Annotated in this window: 17 protein-coding genes; 12 read left to right on the top strand and 5 right to left on the bottom strand. The window is 69.8% G+C overall.

Features of this window, described 5'->3' with window-relative positions; all coding sequences use genetic code 11:
- The first annotated feature begins 167 nt into the window (after positions 1–167).
- From JEQ17_RS18220 to JEQ17_RS18185, 8 genes are all read left to right on the top strand, one after another.
- Positions 168–1,424, top strand: a complete 1,257-nt coding sequence (locus JEQ17_RS18220) for an amidohydrolase (protein ID WP_200396236.1) — start codon at positions 168–170, stop codon at positions 1,422–1,424.
- Positions 1,425–1,724: 300 nt separating this feature from the next.
- Positions 1,725–2,780 (top strand): BMP family lipoprotein, encoded by a 1,056-nt coding sequence (locus tag JEQ17_RS18215; protein WP_200396235.1) that lies wholly within the window; start codon positions 1,725–1,727, stop codon positions 2,778–2,780.
- Positions 2,781–3,168: 388 nt separating this feature from the next.
- Positions 3,169–4,218, top strand: coding sequence for a BMP family lipoprotein (locus JEQ17_RS18210; RefSeq protein ID WP_200396234.1), 1,050 nt, complete (start codon positions 3,169–3,171; stop codon positions 4,216–4,218).
- A 255-nt stretch (positions 4,219–4,473) separates the two neighbouring features.
- Entirely contained in the window at positions 4,474–6,087 is a 1,614-nt protein-coding gene (locus JEQ17_RS18205; protein WP_200396233.1) for an ABC transporter ATP-binding protein, read from the top strand.
- Complete coding sequence (locus tag JEQ17_RS18200; RefSeq protein WP_200396232.1) at positions 6,087–7,217, top strand: ABC transporter permease; 1,131 nt, start codon at positions 6,087–6,089, stop codon at positions 7,215–7,217. Before JEQ17_RS18205 ends, JEQ17_RS18200 begins: the two co-directional genes overlap by 1 nt.
- The gene (locus JEQ17_RS18195; protein ID WP_200396231.1) at positions 7,214–8,479 is read left to right on the top strand and encodes an ABC transporter permease; all 1,266 of its coding nucleotides are present in this window, start codon (positions 7,214–7,216) and stop codon (positions 8,477–8,479) included. The genes JEQ17_RS18200 and JEQ17_RS18195 overlap by 4 nt, the downstream gene beginning before the upstream one ends.
- Positions 8,476–8,877, top strand: a complete 402-nt coding sequence (locus JEQ17_RS18190; RefSeq protein ID WP_200396230.1) for a cytidine deaminase — start codon at positions 8,476–8,478, stop codon at positions 8,875–8,877. The genes JEQ17_RS18195 and JEQ17_RS18190 overlap by 4 nt, the downstream gene beginning before the upstream one ends.
- Positions 8,878–8,960: 83 nt before the next feature.
- Positions 8,961–10,244 (top strand): thymidine phosphorylase, encoded by a 1,284-nt coding sequence (locus JEQ17_RS18185; protein ID WP_200401560.1) that lies wholly within the window; start codon positions 8,961–8,963, stop codon positions 10,242–10,244.
- Positions 10,245–10,355: 111 nt separating this feature from the next.
- On the opposite strand, the gene JEQ17_RS18180 is transcribed toward JEQ17_RS18185, so the two are convergent.
- Positions 10,356–11,276: an AEC family transporter gene (locus tag JEQ17_RS18180; RefSeq protein WP_200396229.1), complete on the bottom strand. Its 921-nt coding sequence runs from the start codon at positions 11,274–11,276 to the stop codon at positions 10,356–10,358.
- A gap of 202 nt (positions 11,277–11,478) precedes the next feature.
- Here JEQ17_RS18180 and JEQ17_RS18175 point away from each other — a divergent pair, with 202 nt between their 5' ends.
- Positions 11,479–11,865, top strand: coding sequence for an STAS domain-containing protein (locus JEQ17_RS18175; protein ID WP_200401559.1), 387 nt, complete (start codon positions 11,479–11,481; stop codon positions 11,863–11,865).
- Here the strand turns inward: JEQ17_RS18175 and JEQ17_RS18170 are convergent.
- Positions 11,758–12,765: a sigma-70 family RNA polymerase sigma factor gene (locus tag JEQ17_RS18170; protein ID WP_200396228.1), complete on the bottom strand. Its 1,008-nt coding sequence runs from the start codon at positions 12,763–12,765 to the stop codon at positions 11,758–11,760. The two genes, JEQ17_RS18175 and JEQ17_RS18170, sit on opposite strands and share 108 nt — an antisense overlap.
- 176 nt (positions 12,766–12,941) lie before the next feature.
- Positions 12,942–14,264, bottom strand: a complete 1,323-nt coding sequence (locus JEQ17_RS18165) for an MFS transporter (protein WP_200396227.1) — start codon at positions 14,262–14,264, stop codon at positions 12,942–12,944.
- 65 nt (positions 14,265–14,329) lie between these two features.
- On the opposite strand from JEQ17_RS18165, the gene JEQ17_RS18160 reads away from it, so the two are divergent.
- Entirely contained in the window at positions 14,330–15,280 is a 951-nt protein-coding gene (locus tag JEQ17_RS18160) for a LysR family transcriptional regulator (protein WP_200401558.1), read from the top strand.
- Positions 15,281–15,385: 105 nt separating this feature from the next.
- Here JEQ17_RS18160 and JEQ17_RS18155 read toward each other — a convergent pair whose 3' ends face one another.
- Positions 15,386–16,147: an alpha/beta fold hydrolase gene (locus JEQ17_RS18155; RefSeq protein WP_200396226.1), complete on the bottom strand. Its 762-nt coding sequence runs from the start codon at positions 16,145–16,147 to the stop codon at positions 15,386–15,388.
- 113 nt (positions 16,148–16,260) lie between these two features.
- On the opposite strand from JEQ17_RS18155, the gene JEQ17_RS18150 reads away from it, so the two are divergent.
- Both JEQ17_RS18150 and JEQ17_RS18145 read left to right on the top strand, forming a co-directional pair.
- Positions 16,261–17,415 (top strand): adenosine deaminase, encoded by a 1,155-nt coding sequence (locus JEQ17_RS18150; RefSeq protein ID WP_200396225.1) that lies wholly within the window; start codon positions 16,261–16,263, stop codon positions 17,413–17,415.
- Positions 17,416–17,540: 125 nt separating this feature from the next.
- The gene (locus tag JEQ17_RS18145; protein ID WP_200396224.1) at positions 17,541–17,894 is read left to right on the top strand and encodes an ATP-binding protein; all 354 of its coding nucleotides are present in this window, start codon (positions 17,541–17,543) and stop codon (positions 17,892–17,894) included.
- Positions 17,895–17,992: 98 nt separating this feature from the next.
- On the opposite strand, the gene JEQ17_RS18140 is transcribed toward JEQ17_RS18145, so the two are convergent.
- Positions 17,993–18,196 (bottom strand): PspC domain-containing protein, encoded by a 204-nt coding sequence (locus JEQ17_RS18140; protein ID WP_200396223.1) that lies wholly within the window; start codon positions 18,194–18,196, stop codon positions 17,993–17,995.
- Positions 18,197–18,206: the final 10 nt, after the last annotated feature.

Below are 18,206 nucleotides of genomic sequence, written 5' to 3'. Positions count from 1 at the left end.
CGGCCACTCAAGATCCACACGGCTGAAAAGCCGGGCGAGTGTACCCATCCCAGTCAATATCTATGCGCCACGCGGCCAGGTTTTCTTCCCCTTACGGGTTGAAGTTTTGTTGATCGTGGGTCAGTTGGCCGTCGCGTCGCCCTACCCTTCAGAGGGTGAACCAACTGATGTCCCGAGATTCCGAGGCCGACCAGCCCGGGGAAGCCACGCTTCCGGGCGCCCCCGAAGGCGTCCTGCCCGGCGCACTCCCCGGCACGCTGCCCGAGGCGCTCCGTGCCGAACTCGTGGCCTTCCGCCGCGACCTGCACATGCACCCGGAGCTCGGCAACCAGGAGTTCCGCACCACCGCCGCCATCAAGGCGCGGCTGGAGCGGGCCGGCCTTCGCCCCCGCGTGCTCGCCATCGGAACCGGGCTCATCTGTGACATCGGCGACCCGGACCCCGCGCGTCCGATGCTCGCCCTGCGTGCCGACATCGACGCCCTGCCCATCCCGGACACGAAGACCGAGTGCGCGTACCGCTCGACCGTGCCCGACCGGGCCCACGCCTGCGGCCACGACATCCACACCACCGTGGTCCTGGGGGCCGGACTCGTCCTCGCCCAGCTGCACGAGCAGGGCCTGCTCGACAGGGCCGTGCGCCTGATCTTCCAGCCCGCCGAGGAAGTGCTGCCCGGCGGCGCTCCGGACGTCATCGAGTGCGGGGCGCTGGAGGGCGTCGGCCGGATCGTCGCGGTGCACTGCGACCCGAGGGTCGACGCGGGCCGGATCGGGCTCCGGCACGGACCCATCACCTCCGCCTGTGACCGTCTCGAGGTGTCGCTGGACGGGGCCGGCGGGCACACCGCACGGCCCCACCTCACCACCGACCTCGTGACCGCCGCCGCCCGCGTCGTCACGGACGTGCCCGCCCTGGTCGCCCGGCGGGTCGACGCACGGTCCGGACTCGCCGTGACCTGGGGCCGGATCGAGTCGGGCCACGCCTGCAACGTCATCCCGCAGCACGCCGAGCTCTCCGGGACCGTACGGTGTCTGGATCTCGCCTCCTGGCGGGCCGCGCCCGATCTGGTGCACGCGGCCATCGACGAGATCGCGAACCTGTACCGGGCCAAGTCGGAGATCAACTACATCCGAGGGGTGCCGCCGGTCGTCAACGACCCGGACACCACCGACCTGTTGCGGGACGCCATGGCCGCCCGGCGCGGGATCCAGTCCGTGGAGGACACCGAGCAGAGCCTCGGCGGCGAGGACTTCTCCTGGTACCTGGAGCTGGTGCCCGGCGCCATGGCCAGGCTCGGAGTGCGCACCCCGGGGGAGCGGACCGTACGGGATCTGCACCAGGGCGACTTCGACGCGGACGAGTCGGCGATCACCGCGGGAGTGGAGCTCTTCACCGCGGCCGCCCTCCTCGACGCCGGGGCCTGAGCGGTCGGCGCGGCCGGTCCTTCCGGTCGCGCCGCGTACCCCCGCGCAGTAGCGTGGTGCACTGTCAACAACCACTCGTGTCGTCACGCGGACTCCACCGCCCCGTGCGGAGCGTGACTGCCGTAGTGGGTGCTGCGTCCCCATGTGCACCTTTTGATCCCAGGGTTCACAAGGACGTAACCGGCCATCGGCACGAATGGATAACGGCCAAGCGCTATCCCGTTCCCTCAAGGGTCTACGCGCGTTAATGTGCGCCGAACTCAGCACCCACTGCGGGGCTTGGAGAATGGGGAACTTCAGATGCGTCGGATATCCAGCCTGACCCGCGTCGCGGTGGGGGTCGCGTCGCTGGCACTGGCGGCGACCGCCTGTGGCGGCACCAGCAGCGACAGCAGCAGTAGTGACAGCAGCGAGAGCAAGGGTGGCAAGGGTCTTGCCATCGCCTACGACGTCGGCGGCAAGGGCGACCAGTCCTTCAACGACGCCGCGTACGCCGGTCTGGAGAAGGCGAAGAAGGAGTTCGGCTACCAGACCGCCGACATCGAGCCCACCGACGGTGAGACGGACGCCGACAAGGAACAGCGTCTCGTCTCGCTCGCCAAGCAGGGCTACAACCCGGTCGTCGGCGTCGGCTTCGCCTACGGCCCCGCGCTGGAGGCCGCCGCCAAGAAGTACCCGAAGACCAGCTTCGGCATCGTGGACTCCGTGGTCGAGGGCGACAACGTCGCCTCGCTCGTCTTCGCCGAGCAGGAGGCCTCGTACCTCGCCGGTGTCGCGGCCGCCAAGGCCACCAAGACCAACACGGTCGGCTTCGTCGGCGGCGTGGACATCCCGCTGATCCACAAGTTCGAGGCCGGCTACACGCAGGGCGTCAAGGACACCAAGCCCGGCGTGAAGGTCCTCTCGCAGTACCTGACGCAGACCGCCGAGGAGGGCGGCTTCTCCAGCCCCGACAAGGGCAAGGCCGCCGCCGAGGGCCAGCTGGAGAAGAACGCGGACGTCATCTACCAGGCCGCCGGCCTGTCCGGCCAGGGTGTCATCGAGGCCGCGGCCAAGAAGAAGGTCTGGGCGATCGGTGTCGACTCCGACCAGTACAAGCAGGAGGCGCTGGCCGCGTACAAGGACTACATCCTGACGTCGGCGCTCAAGGACGTCGGCGGCGCGGTGTACTCCCTCGCCAAGTCGGTCGAGGACGGCAAGCCGCTCACCGGTGTCCAGACCTTCGACCTGAAGGTGGACGGCGTCGGCCTCGCCGACAGCAACCCGAAGATGGGCGAGATCGCCGGTCTCACCGACGCGGTGGCCAAGGCCAAGGCGAGCATCATCGACGGCACCATCAAGGTGAAGACCGAGTAGTCCAGGGGGCGGGCCCTCGGGCCCGTCACCGCCCGAACGGGCGAAGCAGTCGAAGCCACACAGAGCGGGCGGGCATCCTCGATGCCCGCCCGCTCAGGTGTTCCCCGCGCAGGTCATCCGCCGTGCACGGACCTTTGCGGTCGGCAAGCCCGCACCCGGTCGGCGGGAGGCCTCGGGCACAGCCGCATAACAAGGTGGACAGAGGGGGTTCTCTCGCGGGTCTACGCGCGTTAATCTGCGGCGAAGCCAGCGCCGAAGGTGTTCCGCCCGGCGCTGGGGGGTGTTGTGGAAGTCCCGCACAGCACCCATGGCGCCCGGCACGCACCGGCACCGCACGGGACTTTCACAGCACGCCCCAGCACGAGCTTGTACGACAGGAGCACAACACATGCGCCGGGTTCCCCGCATCGCGCTCGCAGGCGCAGCGGCCGCCTCTTTCGCCCTCGTCCTCTCCGCCTGTGGCGGTACCTCGACCTCCTCCGGCTCGGCGGACTCGAAGGGCGACAAGGGCCTCGCCATCGCGTACGACGTCGGCGGCAGGGGCGACCAGTCCTTCAACGACGCCGCGTACGAGGGCCTGAAGAAGGCGAAGGGCGAGTTCGGCTACGAGACCGCCGACATCGAGCCCACCGACGGTGAGACGGACGCCGACAAGGAACAGCGCCTCGTCTCGCTCGCCAAGCAGGGCCACAACCCGGTCATCGGCATCGGCTACGCCTACGCGCCGGCCGTCAAGGCGGCCGCCGAGAAGTACCCCGACACCACCTTCGGCATCGTCGACGACTCCACCATCGAGGCGGAGAACGTCGCGGACCTGGTCTTCTCCGAGCAGGAGGCCTCCTACCTCGCCGGTGTCGCGGCCGCCAAGGCCACCAAGACCAACACCGTCGGTTTCGTCGGCGGTGTGGACATCCCGCTGATCCACAAGTTCGGGGCGGGCTTCGCGCAGGGCGTCAAGGACACCAAGCCCGGCGTGAAGGTCCTCTCGCAGTACCTGACGCAGACCGCCGAGGAGGGCGGCTTCTCCAGCCCCGACAAGGGCAAGACGGCCGCCGAGGGCCAGATCGAGAAGAAGGCCGACGTCGTCTACGCGGCGGCCGGTCTGTCGGGCCAGGGTGTCATCGAGGCCGCTTCCGCCAACAAGGTGTGGGCCATCGGTGTCGACTCGGACCAGTACAAGCAGGAAGCTCTGAGCAAGTACAAGGACGCCATCCTCACCTCCGCGACGAAGGACGTCGCGAAGGCGGTGTACAACCTCGCGAAGTCGGTCGAGGACGGCAAGCCCGAGACCGGTATCGTCAGGGGCGACTTGAAGTCCGGTGAGGTCGGCCTCGCGGACTCCAACCCGAAGTTCAAGAGCGACACCGCGATCCAGGAAGCCGTGTCTGCGGCCAAGGAGAAGATCATCGGCGGCGAGATCAAGGTCAAGTCCAGCTGACAGCAGTACCTCAGGAGCAGCTCAGTGATCCGGGGAAGTTCGCGCACCGATCTTCCCCGGAGTCGCTCGTAACCGCGGGGTTACGTCCGCTCAACGGGGTACGGGGAGCCTGGCTCCCCGTACCCCGTTCTCGCGGCGCGTCGGCCCCTCATGTTGCCGTAGGGGCGCTACGCGCGTAGACGACCCCCTTTCCCTTCAGGAGAGTGCGCCATCAACGCGTCCAGCAGTCCTCCGGCCGGCGCGGTCAACGGATCGGTGACCGCAGTCGAACTCGCCGGGATCACCAAGCGGTTCCCGGGCGTCGTGGCCAACCACGACATCCACCTCAGCGTCCGCAAGGGCACGGTCCACGCGCTCGTCGGCGAGAACGGCGCCGGCAAGTCGACGCTGATGAAGATCCTCTACGGCATGCAGAAGCCGGACGAGGGGACGATCGCCGTCGAAGGGGACCAGGTCACCTTCTCGTCGCCCGCCGACGCCATCGCCCGCGGCATCGGCATGGTCCACCAGCACTTCATGCTCGCCGACAACCTCACCGTCCTGGAGAACGTCGTCCTGGGCAGCGAGAAGTCGTACGGCATCGGCGCCAGGGCCCGTCGCCGGATCGTGGAGCTCTCCGAGCGCTACGGCCTCGGCGCGCGCCCCGACGCCCTCGTCGAGGAGCTCGGTGTCGCCGACCGCCAGCGCGTGGAGATCCTCAAGGTCCTCTACCGCGGCGCCCGGATCCTCATCCTCGACGAGCCCACCGCGGTCCTCGTGCCGCAGGAGGTCGACGCGCTCTTCGCCAACCTGCGCGAGCTCAAGTCCGAGGGCCTGTCGGTCATCTTCATCTCGCACAAGCTGGGCGAGGTCCTGTCGGTCGCCGACGACATCACGGTGATCCGCCGGGGCACGACGGTCGGCACGGCCGTCCCGTCCGAGACCACCCCGCGCCAGCTCGCCGAGCTGATGGTCGGCAGCGAACTGCCCACCCCGGAGACCGCCGAGTCCACGGTCACCGACCGGCCGGTGCTCACCGTCGCGGACCTGCGCCTGGTAGCCCCCGGCGGCAAGGCCCTCCTCGACGACATCAGCTTCACCATCCACGAGGGCGAGATCCTCGGCATCGCCGGTGTCGAGGGCAACGGCCAGACCGAGCTGATCGAGGCCCTCATCGGCCTCAAGGGCGCCGACTCGGGCACCATCACGCTGGCCGCCGAGGAGATCACCTCCTGGGCCACCCGCAGGCGCCGTGAACAGGGCATCGGCTACATCCCCGAGGACCGCCACCGCCACGGCCTGCTCCTGGAAGCTCCGCTCTGGGAGAACCGCATCCTCGGCCACGTCACCGAGAAGCCCAACGCGAAGGGCGTCTGGCTCGACATCAAGGGCGCCCAGGACGACACGCGCCGCATCGTCGAGGCGTACGACGTCCGCACGCCCGGCATCGACGTCACCGCCGCCTCGCTGTCGGGCGGCAACCAGCAGAAGCTGATCGTCGGCCGAGAGATGACCCACAAGCCGCGCTTCCTGATCGCCGCCCACCCCACCCGGGGTGTGGACGTCGGCGCGCAGGCCGCGATCTGGGACCACATCCGCGAGGCCCGCCGCGAAGGCCTCGCCGTCCTGCTGATCTCCGCCGACCTGGACGAGCTGATCGGTCTGTCCGACACCCTCCGGGTGATCTACAACGGCAAGCTGGTCGCGGACGCCGATCCGGCGACCATCACCCCGGAGGAGCTCGGCTCGGCCATGACCGGCGCCGCCTCCGGACACCTGGAGAACGAAGAGCTCGTGGAACAGCTGGAAGAAGAGCAGGCAGAGCTCGAAGAGCATGCCGAGACGCCGGCGGACGGCCCGGCAGACGCCCCGGAAGACGAGGCCCGCTGATGAAGAAGTTCGACAAGGAGCGACTGCTCCTCGCGGTGGCCGGGCCGGTCATCGCGCTCGTCGTGGCCGTGGCGCTGACCTCGGTCGTGCTGATCGCCTCGGGGAAGAACCCGATCGAGCCGTACTCGATCATGTTCGAGCAGGCCACGTTCTCCGACATCCAGGTCCTGATCATCAACCAGGCCTCGCTGTACTACATCGCGGCACTCGCGGTGGCCATCGGCTTCCGGATGAACCTGTTCAACATCGGCGTGGACGGCCAGTACCAGCTCGCCGCAATGATGGCCGCGGTGGTCGGCGCCCACGCCAGCCTGCCGGCGGTCCTGCAGGTTCCGCTGCTGCTCCTCACCGCCGTGCTCACCGGCGCCTTCTGGTCCGGCATCGCCGGTGTCCTCAAGGTCACCCGAGGGGTCAGCGAGGTCGTCGCGACGATCATGCTGAACGCGATCGCGACCTCCCTCATCGCCTACTTCTGGCTGCCCAGCGTCTTCGGCGTCAAGGTCGGCAACAACAACACCACCGGCGAGATGCACGAGTCCGGCTGGATCCCCGGCTTCGACATGGGCGACGCCGGCGAGATCTACGGCCTCGTCGTCCTCGCGGCGCTGCTCGGCATCGGCTACTGGGTCGTCCTCAACCGCACCCGCTTCGGCTTCGACCTGCGCGCCTCCGGTGCCTCGGAGACCGCCGCCGCGGCCAGCGGTGTGAACCCCAAGCGCATGGTGCTCACCGCCATGCTGATCTCCGGCGGTCTGGCCGGTCTCGCGGGCCTGCCGATCCTGCTCGGCGACTCGCACACGTACAGCCTGAACTTCCCGACCGGCATCGGCTTCCTCGGTATCGGCATCGCCCTGCTCGGCCGCAACAACCCGACGGGCATCGCCTTCGCGGCCCTCCTGTGGGCCTGGCTGGACAAGGCCTCGCCCGAGCTCGACTTCCACGGGTACGACAAGGAGATCGCGGTCATCATGCAGGGCCTGATCGTGATCGCGGTCGTCGTCTCGTACGAGGCCGTGCGCGAGTGGGGTCTGCGCCGCCAGCAGCGCCGCGTCGGCGCCGAACTCGCGGCGGGGCACGTCCTCGGCGCCACCTCCGACAACTCGATCCAGAAGGAGGTGGCCGGACGATGACCACCGTGACCGACCTCAACCAGCCCTCGCTGCAGCCCACGGCGCCCAAGGGCCGCCGGCTCACGCTCCCCGTCCTCCTGCTGGTCATCGCGGGCGGCCTCGCGCTGACCTCGATCGTCCGCATCATCACCGGCGCCGACGGCATCACCAACGTCAGCCAGATGTCGACCGCGCTCGAACTGGCCGTCCCGATCGGCCTGGCCGGTCTCGGCGGTCTGTGGGCCGAGCGCGCGGGCGTCGTCAACATCGGCCTCGAAGGCATGATGATCCTGGGCACCTGGTTCGGTGCCTGGGCCGGCTACCAGTGGGGCCCCTGGAACGGCATCCTCGTGGGCATCATCGGCGGCTGCATCGGCGGTCTGCTGCACGCGATCGTCACGGTCACCTTCAACGTCAACCACATCGTCTCCGGTGTGGCCATCAACATCCTGGCCCTCGGCGCCACCCGCTATCTCGCCCCGCTGGCCTTCGAGGGCGTGCAGGGCGGCTCGGCCAAGCAGTCCCCGCCGGTCGAGTCGATCGGCAACTTCACGGTGCCGGGACTGTCCGACGCGCTCGTCGACCTCAACGACAAGGGCTGGTTCTTCATCTCGGACGTCGCGGGTCTGCTCGGCGGTCTGGTCACCAACGTCTCCTGGCTGACCCTGATCGCCGTCGCGCTGATCCCGGCCACCTGGTGGATCCTGTGGCGCACCGCCTTCGGCCTGCGCCTGCGGTCCTGCGGCGAGAACCCGGTCGCGGCCGAGTCGCTCGGCGTCAACGTCTACAAGTACAAGTACCTGGCCGTGATCATCTCCGGCGGTCTTGCGGGCCTCGGCGGTGTCTTCCTCTCCATCGTCGCCAACCCCTTCTACCTGGAGGGCCAGACCAGCGGCCGCGGCTACATCGGTCTCGCGGCGATGATCTTCGGCAACTGGATGCCGGGCGGACTCGCCCTCGGCGCGGGCCTGTTCGGCTACACCGACAGCCTCAACCTGCGCGGCGGCGCCGAGAACGTCCACGCGCTGCTGCTGCTCGGCGCCATCCTGCTGGCCATCGGCGCGGTCTGGCTGCTGGTCAGGAAGAAGTACGTGCCCGGCGTGATCACCCTGGCCGTCGGCGTGCTGGTGTTCACCTGGTACTCGCTCACCGACGAGGTGCCCAACCAGGTCGTCTCCGCCACGCCGTACGTCATCACGCTGCTCGTCCTCTCGCTGTCCGCACAACGGCTGCGGATGCCGAAGGCGGACGGCATGCCGTACCGGCGGGGGCAGGGCAAGTGACGTCCGCCGCCGAGGTCGACTGGGAGGCCCTGCGGGAGGTGGCCCGCGAGGCCATGTCCCGTGCGTACGCCCCGTACTCGGGCTTCCCGGTCGGTGTCGCGGCCCTCGTCGACGACGGCCGGGTGATCTCCGGCTGCAACGTCGAGAACGCCTCGTACGGGCTCGGGCTGTGCGCCGAGTGCGGACTGGTCTCGCAGCTCCACAACACCGGGGGCGGCCGGCTCACGCACTTCACCTGCGTGGACGGCCGCGGCGAGATCCTGGTCCCCTGCGGCCGCTGCCGCCAGCTGCTGTACGAGTTCGGCGGCCCCGATCTGATCCTGGAGACGCCGGCCGGGATCCTGCCCCTCTCGGAGATGCTTCCGCAGGCCTTCGGGCCGGGGCATCTGCGCAAGTAGTTCACGGTCGGCCCCTCCGCGTCGCGTGCCTCCAGGGCACCGGGAGGGGCCGCTGCACTTCGGAAGGAAAGGCCATGGCTTTGTTGTCGATGGATGCCATCTCCGTCATCCGCACCAAGCGCGACCGCGGCGAGCTGAGCGACGAGCAGATCGACTGGGTCATCGACGCGTACACACGCGGCGAGGTCGCCGACTACCAGATGGCCGCCCTGAACATGGCGATCCTGCTCAACGGCATGAACCGCGGCGAGATCGCCCGCTGGACGGCCGCGATGATCGCCTCCGGCGAGCGCATGGACTTCTCGTCCCTGTCCCGCCCGACCGCCGACAAGCACTCCACCGGCGGCGTCGGCGACAAGATCACCCTCCCGCTGGCCCCGCTGGTCGCGGCCTGCGGCGCGGCGGTCCCGCAGCTGTCGGGCCGGGGCCTCGGCCACACCGGCGGCACCCTCGACAAGCTGGAGTCGATCCCGGGCTGGCGCGCCCTGCTCTCGAACGAGGAGATGCTCTCCGTACTCGACGAGGTCGGCGCGGTCATCTGCGCGGCGGGCGACGGTCTGGCCCCGGCGGACAAGAAGCTGTACGCGCTGCGGGACGTGACGGGCACGGTCGAGGCGATCCCGCTGATCGCCTCTTCCATCATGTCGAAGAAGATCGCGGAGGGCACGGGCTCGCTCGTCCTGGACGTGAAGGTGGGCACGGGCGCCTTCATGAAGACGATCGAGGACGCGCGCGAACTGGCCTCCACGATGGTCGGGCTGGGCACGGACCACGGAGTGAAGACGGTCGCGCTCCTCACCGACATGTCGACCCCGCTGGGCCTGACGGCGGGCAACGCCCTGGAGGTCCGCGAGTCGGTCGAGGTGCTGGCCGGCGGCGGCCCCGCGGACGTCGTCGAACTGACCCTCGCCCTGGCCCGCGAGATGCTCGACGCGGCGGGCGTGAAGGACGCCGACCCCGCGAAGGCACTGGCCGACGGCTCGGCGATGGACGCCTGGCGCCGCATGATCGCGGCACAGGGCGGCGACCCGGACGCCCCGCTGCCCACCTCCCGTGAGCAGCACGTGGTCAAGGCCCCCTCCTCGGGCGTACTGACCCGCCTCGACGCCTACGACATCGGCATCGCGGCCTGGCGCCTCGGCGCGGGCCGCGCCCGCAAGGAGGACCCGGTCCAGGCCGCCGCAGGCGTCGAGATGCACGCCAAGCCGGGCGACACGGTGACCGAGGGCCAGCCCCTGCTGACCCTCCACACGGACACGCCCGAGCGCTTCGAGTACGCCCTTGAGGCCGTCGAGGGCTCGTACGACGTGGCGGCGCCGGGCACGGACTTCACGGCGGCGCCGGTGGTGCTGGAACGTATCGCCTGACCTGACCGACCTGATCCGTTCAGGCTCGGCTCGACTCGCGCGTGAAGGGGACCGGCGTCCGTCGCCGGTCCCCTTCGTGTTCGTCTGCCCGGAGGCGGACCGGGCCCGGCCTCAGCCGAGGGTCGCCGCGACCACCACCAACACCGGTACCGCCAGCATCGTCGACAGCAGGATCGACTCCCGGGCCAGGACCTCGCCGACGCGGTAGCGGGACGCGTACGTGAAGAGGTTCTGGGCGGCGGGGAGGGCCGAGGTGACCACCACGTCCAGGAGTGGGGCGCCGCGCAGGCCGAAGACGCCCGCGGCCAGGGCCCAGGCCGTCAGGGGCTGGCCCACCGACTTCAGGGCGACGGAGAGCAGGACGGGGGTCCGGTCGGGGCCGCGGCCCGGCATCGTGCTGCCGCACAGGGAGATGCCGAAGGCCAGGAGGACGGCCGGGACCGACATGTTCCCGATCAGGGTCAGCGGGTCGAGGACCGGGCCCGGGACCGTCAGGCCGGACGCGGAGACGGCGACGCCGGACAGGGAGCCGATGCCGACGGGGTTGCGGACGGGAGTGGTGATCCGCCGCCACAGGGAGGTCTTCTCACCCGGGCCGGAGAGGTCGAGGACCGTCAGGGCCACCGGGGTCATCACGATCTGCTGGAAGAGGAGGACGGGGGCCACGAGTGAGGCGTCGCCCAGCACGTACACCGCGATCGGGATGCCGAGATTGCCCGCGTTGACGTAACTGGAGCACAGGGCGCCGATCGTCGTACGGCCCACGCCCCAGCGGCGTACGGCACCGACCGCGACGAACACCCCGGCCACCGCGAACGTACTGATCGCCGTCACCAGCAGCCGGTTGGACAGGATCACCGACAGGTCGGCCTGCGCGAGCGTGGTGAACAGGAGCGCGGGGGTGGCCACATGGAACGCGAGCTTGGTCAGCACCTCGCGGCCGTTGTCCCCGAGATAGCCGCGGCGCCCGATCAGATAGCCGACGCCGATGACGACGGCGATCACCGCGAAGCCGTTCAGCACCCCCTGCACGGCACCTCCTGGAGCTCGCGGCGCTCCCGGGGGTGGCCGGGAGCGGCGGCGCGGAGGCGGTCGCGTATTCGGTCGGGGCGGAGTGCGGGCAGGCGGACGGGCGCCGATTCATGGGGCATACACCGAACCCTCTTGGGTAGGCCATGCCCAGGTCAATGTGACCTTGCGCCACCTGAACTTCGTGCTCGGTGAGCACGCAGCGATGAGTTCCGCGCCGCCCACCGGTCTACCGCACGTGGACGCCATGACACCTGCTGTACTCGTACTGCCCGGCCCCGTCACCCGAGACGAGGTGCCGAGGCTCTGCGAGGACGTGCGCGCACGGCTCGAAAGCAGCAGAGCCGGCGTCCTGGTCTGCGATGTCGCCGGTCTCGGACCACCAGGTCTGACCACCGTCGACGCGCTCGCCAGGATGCAGCTCGCCGCCCGTCGCGCCGGGGGGCGGATCAGACTGCGCGACCCGGACCCCGCCCTGCGCGCGCTACTCGGTCTTGTCGGCATCCCCTTCGAGGTCGAGGGGCAGCCCGAACAGCGGGAACCACCGCTGCGTGTCGAGGAAGCAGTGGAACCCGGTGATCCGGCCCTCTGAGGTCTCCAGGACCTGCACGGCCCACGCCGTGTAGCCGCCCGTCTCCGGGTTCGGCTTGTACTGGGCGAAGCCCGGCAGGCCGTTCACCGCGACCGGCACCAGATGCGAGTTCGCACAGGGCGCGCCGAGGGTCGTCATGAAGCCCGTGATGTCCTCGGGGCCGCTCAGCCACAGGTCGAACGGCGGCATCGTCATCACGGCGTCCTCGTGCAGGAGAGCCGTGAGGGCCGTCATGTCGTACCCCTCGAAGGCCGCCACATAGCGGTCCAGGAGCTTCTGCTGCTCCTCGTCGAGCGGGTCGGACGTGGCGGCCCGGGCCGCGGCGCCGTCGCTCTCGGCGAGCGTCGCACGGGCCCGCTGGAGCGCGCTGTTGACCGAGGCGACCGTCGTGCCGAGCAGCTCGGCGACCTCGCTCGCCTTCCAGGCCAGCACCTCGCGCAGGATGAGCACGGCCCGCTGCTTGGGCGGCAGTTGCTGCAGGGCGGCCATGAAGGCGAGGCGCACCGACTCCTTGGCGACGGCGGCCTCGGCGGGGTCCTCGACCACGGGCAGCACACGCGCGTCCGGCATCGGCTCCAGCCAGGTGTGGTCGGGGCGCGGATTCAGCGCCGCCTGTGTGAGCGGTGTCGAGTCCGTCAGATCCATCGGGCGGGCCCGCTTGTTCCCCGCCGACAGCATGTCCAGGCACACGTTCGTCGCGATCCGGTACAGCCACGAGCGCATCGAGGAGCGGCCCTCGAACTTGTCGTAGCTTCTCCAGGCGCGCACGAGCGTGTCCTGGACCGCGTCCTCCGCCTCGAAGGACGAGCCGAGCATGCGGTAGCAGTACCCCGTCAGCTCGACCCGGTGCTTCTCAAGCCGGACGTCGAGGTCCTCCACCGTCGCCGTTCCGTCGCTCATGGCCAACCCACCCCTGTGGCATGTTCGTCGTCACCTTCACCGCCTCTTTGCGATGCCGGCACTTCGGAAGCTACCGCAGCCCACTGACAATGGCCCCCCGAGATGCAAAAGGTGCAGGTCAGGACAGTTAATGTCCTGACCTGCACCCGTACGTTCGAAAGTCGACCCGCCGTGCCTCAGTGGCGCACGGCCACCAGTCGCCGCTGGGTCCGGGCCGCGTGCGACCCGACCACCGTGATCGTCACGACCCCGAGGACCGCCAGCAGACCGAGCGCCACCGTCCCGGCCCAGCCGCCGGAGTGGAAGGCGACCGCGCCGAGCGTGCCGCCCGCGCTGGAGCCCAGGTAGTAGGCGGACTGGTAGAGGGCGGAGGCCTGCGCGCGGCCCTCCTTGGCGGTGTGGCTGACCGAGGAGGACGCGACCGCGTGCCCCGCGAAGAAGCCCGCGGTGATCAGGACCAGGCCGAGCAGGATCAGCGGCAGGGAGTCGGCCAGCGAGACCAACAGCCCCGCGGTCGTCGTACCGCCCGCCAGATACAGCGCGCCGCGCCGGCCGAGCCGTCCCACCAGCTTCCCGGCGGTCGACGCCGAGACCGTGCCGACCAGGTAGACGAGGAAGATCGAGCCGATGATGCCCTGCGGCAGCGAGAACGGGGCCTCCGTGAGGCGGTAGCCGATCACCGTGTAGACGGCGCCGAACACCGTCATGAACAGCGCGCCGATCGCGTACAGCCTGCACAGCAGCGGGTTCGCGAGGTGACCGCGGACCGTACGGACCAGCACCGCGGGCCGCAGCGAACCGGCCTTGAAGTGCTTCGGCGCCGGGAGCAGCAGCCGGAAGGCCACCGCGCAGCCGACCGCGATCAGCCCGATGACCCCGACGGCGACCCGCCAGCCCCACTCCTGCGCGACCCAGCCGGTGATGACCCGGCCGCTCATCCCGCCGACGCTGTTGCCCGCGACGAACAGACCGATCGCGGTGATCAGCGCCTTCGGCCGCACTTCCTCCGCGAGATAGGCCATCGCCGAGACCGGCAGCCCGGCCAGCGCCGCACCCTGCACGGCCCGCAGCGCGACCAGCCAGCCGACCGACGGGGCGAAGGGCACCAGCAGTCCGACGCTCACCGCGATCGCCAGGGACACCGTCATCAACGTACGCCGGCCGAACCGCTCCGAGAGGGCGCTCAGCGGCAGGACGAACAGCGCCAGCGCACCGGTCGCCGCCGACACCGTCCAGCTCGCCGTGCTCGCCGTGACCCCGAAGTCGCCGGAGATCAGCGGCAGCAGGGCCTGGGTGGAGTAGAGAAGCGCGAAGGTCGCGACACCCGCGAGGAAGAGCGCGAGGCTCATCCGGCGATAGCCGGGTCCGCCCGGGGCCATACGGGAATCGACGGGAGCGGCTTCGGTGGAAGCGGCTCGGGCGGGAGCGGTTTCGGTGCGAACGGCGGTGGCTGCGGGGGCGCCCACGGTGGTGGACGCCCCGGTACTTGCGGAAGGCATGTTTCGAACCTAAAACCGTCCCGCTCATCCGTCCAATGCATGGAATCGTCATAATCGTTCCCGTGATGCATCAGCAGAGGTCAGAGCCTCACCTGTCACCGTCCAGTGACACAGAAGACATCGTCGCGATCCTCGCCCCTCGCCTCGCGTACTTCGCCGGGGTCGCCCGCACCGAGCACGTCACGCGGGCCGCGCAGGAGATGCAGGTCCCGCAGTCGACCCTGTCCCGCGCGATGGTCCGCCTCGAACAGGACCTGGGCGTGGACCTGTTCGCCCGCAGGGGCCGCACGGTCTCCCTGACCCCGGCGGGCCGCACGTTCCTGTCCTCCGTCGAGCGGGCCCTCGCCGAGATCGAGCGGGCCGCCGACGAGGTACGCGCCGACGCCGACCCGGCCACCGGCAAGGTCGCCTTCGGCTTCCTGCACACCATGGGCTCCGAGACGGTCCCCGGCCTGATCCGCGCCTTCCGCGTCGACCATCCCCGCGTCCGCTTCAGCCTCGTCCAGAACTACGGCGAGGCCATGATCGAACGGCTGCGCTCCGGCGAACTGGACCTCTGCCTCACGTCCCCGGTCCCGGACGCCCCCGACCTCGTCGCCCGCCGCCTCGACGAACAGAAACTCCGTCTGGTCGTCCCCGCGGACCACCGCCTCGCCTCCCGCCGCCGTATCCGCCTCGCGGAGGCCGCCGACGAAACCTTCGTCACCCTGGAACCCGGCTACGGCCTCCGCCGCATCACCGACGACCTCTGCCAACAGGCGGGCTTCCGCCCGAGGGTGGCCTTCGAGGGCGAGGAGGCGGAAACCCTGCGAGGCCTGGTGGCCGCAGGACTGGGCGTGGCCCTCCTCCCCCCACCGGCCGTCCCCCGCCCAGGAGTTGTGGAACTGACGGTCACGGCTCCAAGAGCGGCAAGAGAAATCGGCGTCGCTTGGCTGGACGGCCACCCCGACACGCCTCCAGTGGCAGCCTTCAAGAAGTTTCTCCTGTCAAAGAGGGGCACCTTGCTCCCCGACTGAGATCTCTTCTCGACTGAGCCCCACGAGGGCACGCCATTCTTTTAGGGGCGCGGGGAACTGCGCGACCAGCCCCCACCGACCCGCACGCCACCACAACCCGGGCAACTAACGGCGAAGGGACCGCCCAAAGCCGGAGGCAAGCGGCATCCGCAACCCCAAAGGCGGCGGAGCCGCAAGCGCGTCCTCCACGGGCCGGGCAAAAGCCCGCCCGAACAACGCCCCCATCACAAAATCCTCCGCCAACGCATAGACCTCATCCCGAAACGCGTGCAACGCATGCCCATCGGAATGCACCTCGAACCGACACACATCCCGGTTCGCCTTCTTCGCCCGGGACGCCAGCCGGAACGACAACTCGGGATCGGTCCGCTCGTCGTTCGTGCCGTGCACGATCAACACCCGCCGCCCCACGAGCTGCTTCACCGGTTCGGGCGGCGCGGCGACATCCTCCTCGGGCAGCCAAGGGGACAACGCCAGCACGGAGTTGACGGCGGTGTGCCCGCCCGAGTGCAGAGCGGCCCGCCCGCCCATGTCCATGCCCGCGAGACACACGGGAACGTCTCCGTACCGCCGTACGACCTCGTCCGCGGCCCACGCGGCGTCCCGGGCCTGATCCGCCTGGGTGCCGTTCCAGCCCCGAAACCGGTAGTGCACCACGTGCACGACCAGGCCGTCGTCCCGCCCCGCGCGGGTGAGCCGGCGCCCCAACCCCCGTACGGACGCGGTCGCCATCATCGGTGAGGGTCTGCGGGCCGAGGTCTCCTCGCCGCCCGGCAGCAGCAGCACCACGCCGCTCACCGCCGTCGGTTCCGTTCCGAGTGCCCGCCCGAGCCGGGCCGTGCGAACCGGCGTCGCTTGCTGTGCCATGACAGAACAGTGTCAGAAGCGATGGTGTACGCCATCCGTCCGCACGGTCACCGTTACGTATCGACGGTTCCGCACAACAGGAGATCTACGCGCGTAGGCGGTAGAGTGCGGAGATGACGAGCCAGATCAAGAACACCCCGAGCTCGGAGCAGATCCGCCGGGCGCCGAAGGTCCTGCTGCACGATCACCTCGACGGGGGCCTGCGCCCCGGGACGATCGTCGACCTGGCCCGCGACACGGGCTACAAGAACCTCCCCGAGACGGACCCCGACAAGCTCGGCATCTGGTTCCGCGAGGCCGCCGACTCCGGTTCCCTCGAGCGGTACTTGGAGACCTTCGCGCACACCTGTGCCGTCATGCAGACCCGCGAGGCGCTCGTCCGCGTGGCCGCAGAGTGCGCCGAGGACCTCGCCGAGGACGGCGTCGTGTACGCCGAGGTGCGGTACGCGCCCGAGCAGCACCTGGAAGCCGGGCTCACCCTCGAAGAGGTCGTCGAGGCGGTCAACGAGGGCTTCAGGGAAGGCGAGCAGCGGGCCCGCGAGAACGGTCACCGGATCCGCGTCGGCGCCCTGCTGACCGCCATGCGGCACGCGGCCCGTGCCCTGGAGATCGCCGAACTCGCCAACCGCTACCGCGATCTGGGCGTCGTCGGCTTCGACATCGCGGGCGCCGAGGCCGGCTTCCCGCCCACCCGTCACCTGGACGCCTTCGAGTATCTGAAGCGGGAGAACAACCACTTCACGATCCACGCGGGCGAGGCCTTCGGACTCCCGTCCATCTGGCAGGCCCTCCAGTGGTGCGGCGCCGACCGGCTCGGCCACGGCGTGCGCATCATCGACGACATCCAGGTCCACGAGGACGGCTCGGTGAAGCTCGGCCGCCTCGCCTCGTACGTACGCGACAAGCGGATCCCCCTGGAGCTGTGCCCCAGTTCCAACCTCCAGACGGGCGCCGCCGACTCGTACGCCGAACACCCCATCGGGCTGCTGCGGCGGCTGCACTTCCGGGCGACGGTGAACACCGACAACCGTCTGATGTCCGGCACCAGCATGACCCGGGAATTCGAGCACCTTGTCGACGCCTTCGGCTATTCGCTCGACGACATGCAGTGGTTCACAGTCAATGCGATGAAATCAGCATTCATTCCTTTCGATGAACGACTGGCCATGATCAATGACGTCATCAAGCCCGGTTATGCCGAGCTGAAGTCCGAATGGCTGTTCCAGCAAACCGCTTCCACCAGCGGTTCTGTGCGCGAAGAGGGCTGAAGAAGAAGGACGGGAAGCGGCCGGGTGATGACGACTCGGCCGCTTTTCGATGTTTGCGAGGCGAGCTCGCACGTGATTACCGTTTCGGACCGCTCAAATCCCCGTCACAGCATGCAAGGACGAAGATGAAGCAGTCTGCTGCCAAGACCCTCGGTGTCGCCGCTCTCGGTGCCGCCTTCGCCGCCGCCGGCGCGGGCGCTGCCAACGCGGCCCCGGCGGTCCCGGACGCCACCTCGGCGCTCTCCACCGCCACCAGCGCGCTGCCGGTGGACGGGGTCACCAAGACCCTGCCCGGCGCGGGCGAGTCGCTCGCCCAGGGTGAGAACGCGCTCGGCAGTGGCCTCGCCGCCGCCCAGCCGGCCGTCGCGAACCTCCTCGCCGAGGGTCCGGCCGCGCCGGTCGCCGGTCTGCTCGGGGGCCTGCCGGTCCAGGGCCTGCCCACGCACGGCCTGCCGGTGAACGGGATTCCGCTGGGCTGAGTCCGGCACCCGAGCACCACCCTTCTCGCGCCGATGGGGCGCACCCGGTCCGGGTGCGCCCCATCGGCGTTCGTGTTCGTGCTGTTCGTGCCGGTGCGTCACCAGGCCGTGCGCGCCGCCTTGCCCTCGGAGGGGAAGAGGAACCACAGCGCTATGTAGAGCAGGAACTGCGGGCCCGGCAGCAGGCAGGACACCAGGAAGATCACCCGCATCGTGGTCGCGGAGGTGCCGAAGCGCCGAGCCAGCGCTGCGCACACTCCGCCGATCATCCGGCCGTTGGTGGGGCGGGCAAGGCGGTTCATGAACGGCTCC

This window comes from Streptomyces liliifuscus (genome assembly GCF_016598615.1).
Classification (GTDB): domain Bacteria; phylum Actinomycetota; class Actinomycetes; order Streptomycetales; family Streptomycetaceae; genus Streptomyces; species Streptomyces liliifuscus.
Note: the sequence above shows the minus strand (reverse complement) of the source record. Positions and strands in the feature narration are given on the sequence as shown.